The organism is Alloalcanivorax xenomutans (genome assembly GCF_032810065.1).
In the GTDB taxonomy this organism is placed as follows: domain Bacteria; phylum Pseudomonadota; class Gammaproteobacteria; order Pseudomonadales; family Alcanivoracaceae; genus Alloalcanivorax; species Alloalcanivorax xenomutans.
The window spans coordinates 1,425,941-1,436,553 of record NZ_CP136538.1 but is presented as its reverse complement, the minus strand read 5'-3'; the positions used below and the strand labels follow the sequence as shown (position 1 = coordinate 1,436,553).

The 10,613-nt window shown below is 62.5% G+C and carries 7 protein-coding genes; all 7 read left to right on the top strand.

Annotated elements, in window-relative coordinates:
• The first annotated feature begins 3 nt into the window (after positions 1-3).
• The 7 genes from RYH70_RS06780 (at position 4) to RYH70_RS06750 (ending at position 10,558) form a co-directional block, all read left to right on the top strand.
• Positions 4-381, top strand: coding sequence for a PA2779 family protein (locus tag RYH70_RS06780; RefSeq protein ID WP_080530661.1), 378 nt, complete (start codon positions 4-6; stop codon positions 379-381).
• A 13-nt stretch (positions 382-394) separates the two neighbouring features.
• Positions 395-1,294: a PA2778 family cysteine peptidase gene (locus tag RYH70_RS06775; RefSeq protein ID WP_163126590.1), complete on the top strand. Its 900-nt coding sequence runs from the start codon at positions 395-397 to the stop codon at positions 1,292-1,294.
• 107 nt (positions 1,295-1,401) lie between these two features.
• Positions 1,402-4,731: a mechanosensitive channel MscK gene (gene mscK / locus RYH70_RS06770; protein WP_317009967.1), complete on the top strand. Its 3,330-nt coding sequence runs from the start codon at positions 1,402-1,404 to the stop codon at positions 4,729-4,731.
• 211 nt (positions 4,732-4,942) lie between these two features.
• Complete coding sequence (locus RYH70_RS06765) at positions 4,943-5,536, top strand: AAA family ATPase (RefSeq protein WP_022995526.1); 594 nt, start codon at positions 4,943-4,945, stop codon at positions 5,534-5,536.
• Between the two features lie 35 nt (positions 5,537-5,571).
• Complete coding sequence (locus tag RYH70_RS06760; RefSeq protein WP_026949010.1) at positions 5,572-7,464, top strand: ATP-binding cassette domain-containing protein; 1,893 nt, start codon at positions 5,572-5,574, stop codon at positions 7,462-7,464.
• Positions 7,465-7,473: 9 nt separating this feature from the next.
• Positions 7,474-8,838: a succinylglutamate desuccinylase/aspartoacylase family protein gene (locus tag RYH70_RS06755; RefSeq protein ID WP_284455294.1), complete on the top strand. Its 1,365-nt coding sequence runs from the start codon at positions 7,474-7,476 to the stop codon at positions 8,836-8,838.
• A gap of 94 nt (positions 8,839-8,932) precedes the next feature.
• Entirely contained in the window at positions 8,933-10,558 is a 1,626-nt protein-coding gene (locus RYH70_RS06750; protein WP_022995523.1) for a BCCT family transporter, read from the top strand.
• Positions 10,559-10,613 lie beyond the last annotated feature (55 nt).

Sequence of the window (10,613 nt, the reverse complement as noted above, 5' to 3'; positions counted from 1 at the left end):
CCCATGAACAAGCGTCTCACTGGCGTTTTTACCGCCGCCGTTCTGCTCATCACCCAGGCCCTGTTCGTCCCCATGGCTCACGCCGCCATGGTCGGTACCGATACCCTGGTGGCCAGCGAACAACGGGCGGCCATGGAGCAGAAGGTCCTTGCGCTACTCGAGCATAAAGCCGCCGCCAAAGTACTGGCGGACAATGGTGTCGAATCGGAACAAGTAAAGGACCGTCTGGACCGGCTCAGTGATCAGGAACTGACCCAACTGGCCGAACAGGCCGATGACCTGCCCGCCGGCCAGGGCGTTCTCGGTGTCATTCTGGCGGTGATTCTGATTCTCGTGCTGCTGGATCTGCTCGGCGCCACCAACGTGTTCCCGGCGATCTGACCAATCCATTGACGTGACCTTTCGCAAGATCATCGTCGGGCTGGTTTTGCTGCTGGCGGGGTGCCAGACACTGCCCCCGCCGCAGTCGGCCCGGCAGCCCGCCGACCAGCAGTTGGACGTCCCTTTCATTGCCCAGGAAAAATATCAGTGCGGCCCCGCCGCTCTGGGCATGATGCTGCAATGGAACAGCCTGCCCGGCGACGCCGAGGCGCTGGTGGACGAGGTTTGGTTGCCGGAACGCAAAGGCAGCCTGGGCATCGAATTGATGGCCGCCGGCCGCGCCCGCGGTTTGCTGGCGTATCCCGTCAACCGGCCGGAAGCGCTGTTCAGTGAGCTGCAAGCCGGCCACCCGGTGCTGATTCTGCAGAACCTGGCGCTGAAGCGCTGGCCGCGGTGGCACTTCGCCGTGGTCACCGGCTACCGCGACGGCGGCGACCGGTTGATTCTGCACAGCGGCACCCGCGAAACCACCACCAGCCATTGGAATCGCTTCATTCGCACCTGGGCGCGCGCCGACTATTGGGGCATGGTGCTGCTGCCCGCCGGAGAGTTACCCGCCAGCGCCCGCCCCGGCCCTCTTCTACACGCTCTTGCCCCGCAGAAAAAGGATGCCTTGCGCCATTGGCAAACCGCGGTATCCCGGTTCCCCAACGACGGCAAACTCCATTTCGCCTACGCCAACGCGCTGTGGCAGGCGGGACGGAAAGCGGATGCCCTCAAGGCCTTCGAAAAGACCGTGACACTCGCCCCCACTCTTGCTCCGGCCTGGAATAATCTGGCCTACGCCCGCCTCGACCAGGGTCACCGTGAAGCCGCCCGGGAAGCGGTCTGCCGGGCCCGCACGCTGGCGCCGGATGACGCCAACATCGATGGCAGTGTCGCCGAAATCACCGACGGTACCGGCTGCCCCTGAGATCATGAACAGGCTCCGGACAACGCCAGGGAAATGGCGTCATTTCCGTTTTATCGCTATTGTCTAAGCTCCCGTTCATTCTCTGACAATGGATTACGCGCTTCCCTATGAGACCCGGTCGATCACGGTTACTGCTTTCCTTACTGCTCTTCTGGATGCTGTGCGGTGTGGCCGCGGCACAAGGCAGCGGCTTTTCTCTGCCCGGCATCGACGATCTGGAGAAACAACTTACCGGGGATGGCGACAACGCCGATACCCAAAAGGAAGGCGAACCAACACCGGAACGCACGCTGTTGGAAGAGACGCTGAAGCTGCGCAAGGAAATCGACGCCAATCACGAGCAGATCAAGAAGCTTGAGCAACAGCAAAACGCGCTACCACGGGAGAAAGCCGCGCTTCAGGACGAGTTGGAAAAGATTCGTCGCGAAAGCACCATCGACTGGGCCGAACGCTATCAGAGCTTGTCGATTTCCGCTCTGGCGGAGGAGTTGGGGCAGAAGCTGCAAGCGTTGGAGCGCAACCAGGAAAAACTGGCGGCCACCGCCAGCGATGTGACCAGCTCCCAAACCCTGCCGGAGCGGGCCCAAAACACCATCAGCGACAGTCTCGCGGAAGCCGACGATATTCGCCGGCAGTTGAACCGCCCCTCGGTGGAAGAGACGCTGAGTGAGATGGAAGTGCAGAACCTGCAAGTGAAACTGGCGGTGCTGGATTCCCGTATTGAACTGCGCAACCAGGAGCTGGCCGTGGCCAGCGCCAGCGAACAGCGCTCACGTCTGCAGCAGCGGGTACTGGAAGCGGACGCGGAACTGATCCAGAAACAGCTGGATGTGCTGCAACCGCTGATCAACCAGCGGCGTCAGCAACAACTGCAGGACGAGTTGCAAGCAGCCTCCGTGGACCTGCCCGCCGAAGTGGCCGATCACCCCGAGCTGGCGGCGGCGGAAGAGCGCAACAAGGCCCTGCGCAAACAGTTGGTTCAGACCAGCGAGGAAGTCAATGATCTGCTGCGTGAAAACGTGGCCACCAAAACCCAGTTGGATCGGGTTCGGGCGCTTTCCACCACCGTCAACGACCAGATTCGCATGCTCGACGGCAGTTTGCTGTTGTCACGGATTCTGTACGAGCAGCAGAAGAATTTACCGGATTTCAAGCCCCGGGAAGGCCTGCCCAAAGCCATCGGCGACACCCGTCTGCGCCAGTTTGAAATCAGCCAGCAGCGCCAGCAAACGGAAGCCAGCATTGTCCGGATCGATGACCAGGACATCTCACCGGAAGACCGCGCCGCTCTGCAGGATGCCCTGGGAAGTCTGCATGACATCCACGTGGAATTGCTTAATCAACTGGACACTGAACTGGGGCGCAAGCTGAATCTGCTGGTACGGCTCAACCTGGTACAGGATCAGTTGGGGGATGTTTCCCGCAATCTGCACGACACCATCTCCGAGCAGACTTTCTGGATGCCCAGCACCCAACCGATCAATCTGTCCTGGTTGCGCGAGTTCCCGGCTCAGGTCCGGGATCAGATCAACGCCATGCCCTGGTTGCGGATGGGCAAGGACGCCCTGGCATTACTGAAGGACAAGTGGCCCTGGCTGCTGCTGCCGGCCACATTCGCGGCGGCGCTGATGTGGTGGCGCCGACGGCTGCGTACCCGCATCCGCAAACTGAACAGCGACATTGGTTTTCTCCGACGGGACAGTCAGTTGCATACGCCACTGGCGATCCTGATGACGGCGCTGATGTGCGCCCCCGGGCCACTGGTATTGAGCCTGCTCGCCTGGGGGCTGTGGATTCAGCCCGGCACGCTGTCCACGGTGTTGGGCGCGGCTCTGCTGAAAGTGGCGCTACTGTGGCTGGTGTTCGAAATGTGCTACCGGTTGCTGGCCCGTGACGGCATCGCGCAACGGCATTTCCGCTGGTCCGCCGACGGCAACACCCAGCTGCGCCGACGCTTGCTGGCGGTGGGCCTGGCAATGGTGCCGATGACCCTCATCATCGCCTTCGGCGAACAATGGCCGGCGCAGCTCAACAACGACCGTATTGGCCTGGTTATCATGGTGTTCGGGCTGGCGGTCATGGGTATCATGCTCACCCGGGTGGCGTTGCACTTTCCCATCACCCGTTTTTCCACCGCTTACAAAACCATAGCGGCGCTGGTATGCGGCGGCCTCCCCTTCGCGCTGATCGTGGTCATCGGCCTGGGTTACTACTACACCACGGTGCGTTTGTCCGGACGCATCATCGACAGCTTCTATCTGCTGCTGTTGTGGACCCTGATCGACGCCACCGCGGTGCGCGGTCTGGCGGTGGCGGCGCAGCGGCTGGCCTACAAAAGAGCCCTGGCGCAACGGGACAGCGACGCCAAGGAAACCAGCGTGGAAGGCATCGAGGTGGAAGAACCGCAATTGGATCTGGAGCGGGTCAATCAGCAGTCCCTGCGCCTGATCCGCATGGCGCTGGTGGTGGTTTTTGGCTTCCTGTTCTATTGGGTCTGGGCGGACATCCTCAGTGCCTTTTCCTATACCGAGAACATTCTCCTGTGGGAAACCACCGAGGGCAGCGGCAGCACGCTCACCCAGGTTCCGATCAGTCTCGGCGACGTCATGTTCGCGCTCGCCGCCACCGTGGTGACATTAATGCTGGCACTGAACCTGCCCGGCCTGCTGGAGGTGCTGTTGTTATCGCGGATGAACCTGAAACAGGGCAGCAGCTACGCCACCACCACGCTGCTATCCTATGTGATCATCGCCCTGGGCGTCATGGTAGTGCTCGGTTCGCTGGGGCTGACCTGGAACAAACTGCAATGGCTGGTGGCCGCCCTCGGCGTGGGGCTGGGTTTTGGTCTGCAACAGATCTTCGCCAACTTTGTTTCCGGTATCATCATTCTGTTCGAACGGCCGATTCGCATCGGTGACGTGATCACTATCGGTACCTTGTCGGGCACCGTCAGCCGGGTGCGGGTGCGCGCCACCACGGTGATTGATTTCGACCGCAAGGAAATCATCATCCCCAACCAGACCTTCGTTACCGAACAGTTGATTAACTGGTCGCTGAGTGACACGGTAACGCGATTGATCATCACCGTCGGTTTCGCCTATGGCTCGGACCTGAACACCTGTCGAGAGATTCTCCAGACCGTGGCCCGCGATCATCCTAAAGTGATGAAGGATCCGGAGCCGATGATCCTGTTCATGGGCTTCGGCGCCAGCACGCTGGATCATGAACTGAGGGTCTACGTGAAGGAAATCGGCGACCGCCTGAGCACCACCGACGAACTCAATCGCCGTATCGATCAGTTGTGCCGGGAAAAGGGAGTGGAAATCGCCTTCAGCCAGATGGATATTCACATTCGCAGTATCAATGGCGGCGACAACCTGACCATCCCCGGCGAGCGCCGCGAATCCGGAAACAGCGACCCACAGACGGACGCCTGACCACCGGCGGGAAAATCAGGTACACAGCAGGCTTCCCTTTTAGCAGCAAGCACGGATGCTCTTCTGGCCTTGGAAGCATGAATTCGGCGTCCGCTACAACGCCGCTGTGGGAAGCTGACTTGCAAGCGAATGGACTTCCGGCGAGAAGATTCGCTTGCAGGCAAGCTCCCACAGATGCCCCCCCTCTCTTCTCTAACCAGGAAATTCCATCATGCTCACTCACCGCCTCCCCCATGGCGGGGCTATTGTATTGTCCGGTGGCCCCGGCGCCGGCAAGACCAGTTTGCTCCAGGCCCTGGCCGGGCTTGGTTACCTCACCGTCACCGAATCCGGGCGGGCGGTGATTCGACAACAACGGGCGCTTGCTGGTGATGCCCTGCCCTGGCGAAACCGCCAGGCCTTCGCCGCCGCCATGCTGGACCGGGACCGGCGGCAGTACCGGCGGTACAGCCGCCGTGGCGGACCGGTATTCTTCGACCGGGGTGTGGTGGATGTGCTCGGCTATGCCCGCCTGGAACGGCTGCGGGAGAGCGCCACCCTGCGCTGGGCCGCGCGGCGCTACCGTTATGCGCCGGAAGTACTGATGCTGCCACCCTGGCCCGACATCTACCGGCACGACCAGGAACGCAAGCAGACACTGGCGGAAGCCGAGCGCACGTTCCAGGTGTTATGGGACACTTACCTTGACCAGGGCTACCGCCCGCTCCTGGTGCCCCGGGGAACGATAAGAGAACGCCGTGACTGGGTCCTGTCCCATCTCGGTCTGGCTTGCTCCCCCATCCATGACGCACCGGGAAAATGCTAGACTCGCGTTCCCCGACACCACGGTAACCGGACACCATGCCATTGCTGACTCTGCGTGACTTGCAGCTTGATTACGGCGACCAGCCACTATTCGACCATTTGGACCTGACCATCGAGCCCGGCGAACGGCTGTGCCTGGTGGGCCGCAACGGTTCCGGCAAATCCACCCTGCTGAAAGTACTGGATGGGCAGGTGCAGGCGGACGATGGCCAGATCGAGCGCACCCAGGGCCTGGTTGTGGCGCGCCTGGAACAGGAGGTCCCCGAGGATCAGGACCACAGTGTCCAGGAGATGGTGGCCCAGGGACTCGGCGAGTTGGGCGGCCTGCTGGCCGAGCACGACCGCCTCAGCCACAGGCTCAACGATGGCGACGACGCGGTGATGGCCCGCTTCCAGCAGCTCAGCGACCGTATCGAAAGCGCCGGCGCCTGGCAGCTGTTCCAGCGGGTGGAGACGGTGCTCTCCAAGCTGCAACTCGATGGCGAGCAGCGTTTCGCCGGCCTCTCCGGCGGCATGAAGCGCCGCGTTCTGCTGGCCCGTGCGCTGGTGCAGGAACCGGATCTGCTGCTCCTGGACGAACCGACCAACCACCTGGATATCGACTCGATCCGCTGGCTGGAAAGCTTCCTGCGCGACTACCCGGCGACCCTGGTGTTCATCTCCCACGACCGCGCTTTCATTCGCGCCCTGGCCACCCGCATCATCGAGCTGGACCGCGGCCGGCTGACCAGTTGGCCCGGGGATTACGATCGTTATCTGGAAGGCAAGCAGGCGGCCCTGGAAGTGGAAGAAAGAAACCAGGCCGAGTTCGACAAGAAGTTGTCCCAGGAAGAACGCTGGATCCGTCAGGGCATCAAGGCCCGGCGCACCCGCAACGAGGGCCGGGTGCGGGCCTTGCAGTCGTTACGTAAAGAGGCTGCGCAGCGACGCCAGCGCCAGGGCACGGCGGCCCTTTCCATCCAGCAGGGCGACCGCTCGGGTAAAACAGTGATCGAAGCGGAACACCTCAGCTATGCGGTGGGCGGACAGACGCTGCTGCGGGACTTCTCGCTGACCCTGCTGCGCGGCGACCGTGTCGGTATTCTCGGCCCCAACGGCTGCGGAAAGTCCACCTTGATCCGTATTCTTCTGGGCCGCTTGGCGCCCGATGGCGGTAGCGTGAAGCAGGGTACCCAATTGAAAGTGGCCTACTTCGATCAATTGCGCGACAGCCTGGACGGCGAAAAAAGCGTGATCGACAACCTGGCGGAAGGCTCCGATGTAGTGGAAGTGGATGGCCGTAAGAAACATGTCATGGGTTACCTGCAGGATTTTCTGTTCGAGCCGGCCCGCGCCCGTCAGCCGGTCAAGTCCCTGTCCGGCGGCGAACGCAACCGCCTGCTGCTGGCCAAGCTGTTCACGCGGCCGTTCAATCTGCTGGTACTGGATGAGCCCACCAACGATCTGGACGTGGAGACCCTGGAATTGCTGGAAGAGCAATTGGTGAATTACCAGGGCACCCTGCTGCTGGTCAGCCATGACCGTGCTTTCATCGACAATGTGGTGACCTCGACACTGGTGTTCGAGGGTGGCGATCCGCACTGGTATGTGGGCGGTTATGAGGACTGGTTACGGCAACGTCCGGAACCGTCCGCGCCGGAAACCGTCAAACCCGCCAAATCCGCCGCTCGCCCCGAACGCAGCGAAGCGGCGAAACCGGCGCGCAAGAAGCTGAGCTACAAGGAGCAGCTTGAGTTGCGCGATTTGCCGGCTCGCATCGAAGAGCTGGAAGCAGCGCTGGAGGCGCTGCAAAGCACGATGTCGGACCCGGCCTTTTACAAGGAAGCCGCGGAAACCATCGCCGCCGAGCAAAAACGGCTCTCCGAACTGGAACACACGCTGGCCGAAGCCTACGCCCGTTGGGAGGCGCTCGACCAGCTCAACAGCTGAGACATCACAATGACCGCACGCTGGTCCCTGACCATCGCCCTGTTGGCCGTCCTGGCACCCTGGCCGGCCCTGCACGCCGACGAGAGCCCCGTCGACGACACCGAACCCGAGGCGCACGCGGCTCCAGCCAATCCTCCCGCGAAACAGGTGGTCGACGACACGCAGGTGGTCGACACCGTGACCGCCGGCAGCCATGAGCCGCCGGCGCCCTCTTCCACCGAGGAGCCGCCGCCCACGGTGCGGCCGCTATCGCTGCTGGGCCGTAATGTGGTGCCGGGTAGCTTCGCCACGCTGCACTGGACACCGGATCAATCCTTCGCTTCCATCGCCACGCCGGTGCCGGTGCTGGTGGCCCATGGCAAGAAACCCGGCCCGCGCCTGTGCCTGACCGCCGCCGTCCACGGTGACGAGTTGAATGGTATCGAGATGGTGCGCCGTCTGATGTACGACCTGGAGCCGGAAACCCTGTCCGGCACTTTGATCGGCGTGCCCATCGTCAATCTGGAAGGCTTCCGCAACGGCTCGCGCTATCTTTCCGACCGCCGCGATCTCAATCGCCATTTCCCCGGCCGTGGCACCGGCAGCGCCGCCGACCGCGTGGCCCATTCCCTCTATGATCAGATCATCCGGCATTGCGAGTATCTGGTGGACCTGCACACCGGCTCGCTCAAACGCATCAACCAGCCGCAGTTACGCGCCGATTTGAAAAATCCGGATGTTCTGGCTTTCGCCAAGCACTTTGGCGGCATGACCGTGCTGCATGGCCGCGGCGCCCGCGGCACGCTGAGACGGGCGGCGGTGGACGACGGCATCATGGCGGTGACAATGGAGGCCGGCGGTCCCAATCGCCTGGAAGAAGAGGCGGTCAGCTACGGCGTCCAGGCTCTGGAAACCCTGCTGGAAAATCTTGGTATGCGCAAAGCGCGCCGGTTCTGGGGCGCGCCGCAGCCGGTGTTCTATGAATCGCAATGGATCCGCGCCAGTCAGGGCGGCATCCTGCTGTCGGAAGTCAAACTGAATGACAAGGTGAAAAAGGGGCAAATTCTCGGCACCGTCACCGATCCCATCACCAACACCGGCAGCGCCATCATCGCCCCCTACGACGGCCGTATCCTGGGCATGGCCATTAACCAGGTGGTACACGCCGGCTTCGCCGCTTACCGGCTTGGCGAGGAGCAAACCCCGGAGGAGGTGGAGGCCAAGGCCGAGCAGGCGCAAAGCGTGAAGCCCGCCGACGGTGACTCACCGGCGAAAACGGAGGATCCCGAAGCCCCCGCCTCGACGGCGCCGGCGGCCGCGCAAAAACCGGCCGCCACCGACGCCGGGGTGGAGGACGAAGAGCCGGAGGAGCCGGACGACCGCCAGCGGGATTGATCGGCCCAAAGGTCCGGCGGGATGCATTCCGCCGCCGGATCTGCCACCCTAGAGGACTGGTTTTCGTTGTTCGTTCCGCCCCAAGGACGAGGCTATGCTATCGACTCAGCGGGTCTATCTGACCTCCGCCGCCATCATCGTTTCCCTGGTCGCCCTCGGCGCCGCCTTCCCCAAAGCCTTCGCCAGTACCGCCGCCACCTTGTTATCCAGCCTGAGCCGCTACTTCGGCTGGTTCTACCTGCTCAGCGTCTTCGTGTTCGTGGTGTTCCTGCTGGTGCTGGCGTTCAGCAAGTACGGCAAGATCCGCCTCGGCCCCCAGGACAGCACGCCGGACTACAGTCTGTTTTCCTGGCTCAGCATGCTGCTTTCCGCCGGCTTCGGCGTCGGGCTGGTGTTCTACGGCATGGCCGAACCGATGCTGCATTTACAGGAGCCGCCCCACGGTCTGGCCGAACCCGGCACCCGGCAAGCCGCTGCCCTGGCGATCCAGTACAGTTTCTTCCACTGGGGCGTCAATCAATGGGCCGCGTTCACCCTGGTGGGCCTGATCATCGCCTTTTTCCAGTTCCGAAAAGACCGCCCCGGGCTGGTGTCGACCATGGTGGAACCGGCCCTGCGCGACCTGCCACGCCGTCAGATCGCCTCCGATACCCTCGACGTGATGGCGGTGATCGCCACCGTCACCGGCGTCGCCACGTCTCTCGGGCTCGGCGTGCTGCAAATGAACGGCGGCCTGGAGTCGGTGTTTGGCTGGCCCAATGATGTCTGGAGCAAGGTCGGCATCCTCGGCGCCATGTTCCTGTGTTACATGGCGTCCTCCTATACCGGCCTGGACCGCGGCATCCGCATCCTCAGCAATCTGAATATGGTGCTGTGCCTGACGCTGATGGCCTATATGCTGATCACCGGCCCCACCGTGCGGATCTTCGACGTGTTCGTGAACGGCCTGGGTGATTACTTCGGCAACTTCATCGAAATGGCGCTGACCATTCCCCCGTTCGAGCGCGGCGACTGGATGGACCGCTTCACCGTGTTCTATTGGGCCTGGGTCATCGCCTGGTCACCGTTCGTCGGCACCTTCGTGGCGCGGGTATCGCGCGGGCGCACCATCAAGGAGTTCGTGTTCGGCGTGCTGCTGGTGCCGCCGTTGCTGGCCTGCGCCTGGATCGCCGTATTCGGCGGCACGGCGCTGGACCTGGACCTGACCCAGAACGCCGGCCTCGCCGCCGTGGTTCACAACGACGTTGCCAGCGGTTTGTTCAAAATGTACGAGATGCTGCCTTATGGCTATCTCCTCAGCGGCCTGACCATGGTGCTGCTGTTCATTTTCCTGGTCACCTCGGCGGACTCGGCCACCTACATCGTGGCGCAGATGACGGATCAGGGCTCTCTCAATCCACCACTGAAAAAACGCCTGACCTGGGGCGTGCTGATTTCCGCCATCTGCATCACGCTGATATCGGCCGGAGGGCTGAAGGGCCTGCAATCGGCGGCACTATTGGCCGCCCTGCCGTTCGCCCTGGTGCTGTTTCTGATGGTGATCGTACTGGTGCGAGAACTGCGCGAAGATCGCCGCAATATGCTGCTGGATCTGTATCACCGCAATGAGGGCACACCGGTGGGCGGCGACCCGTTCGAAGCGGAGGAATTCACCGATCTGGCGCCGGAGGAAAAGATTCGCCGGCGCCTGACCGCGGTGAATCGCACACCGCCGGGCTGACCAATCGCCCTTGAGAGGAGACGACGAAGCCGCTGTGGGAGCTTGTAGCAACCTC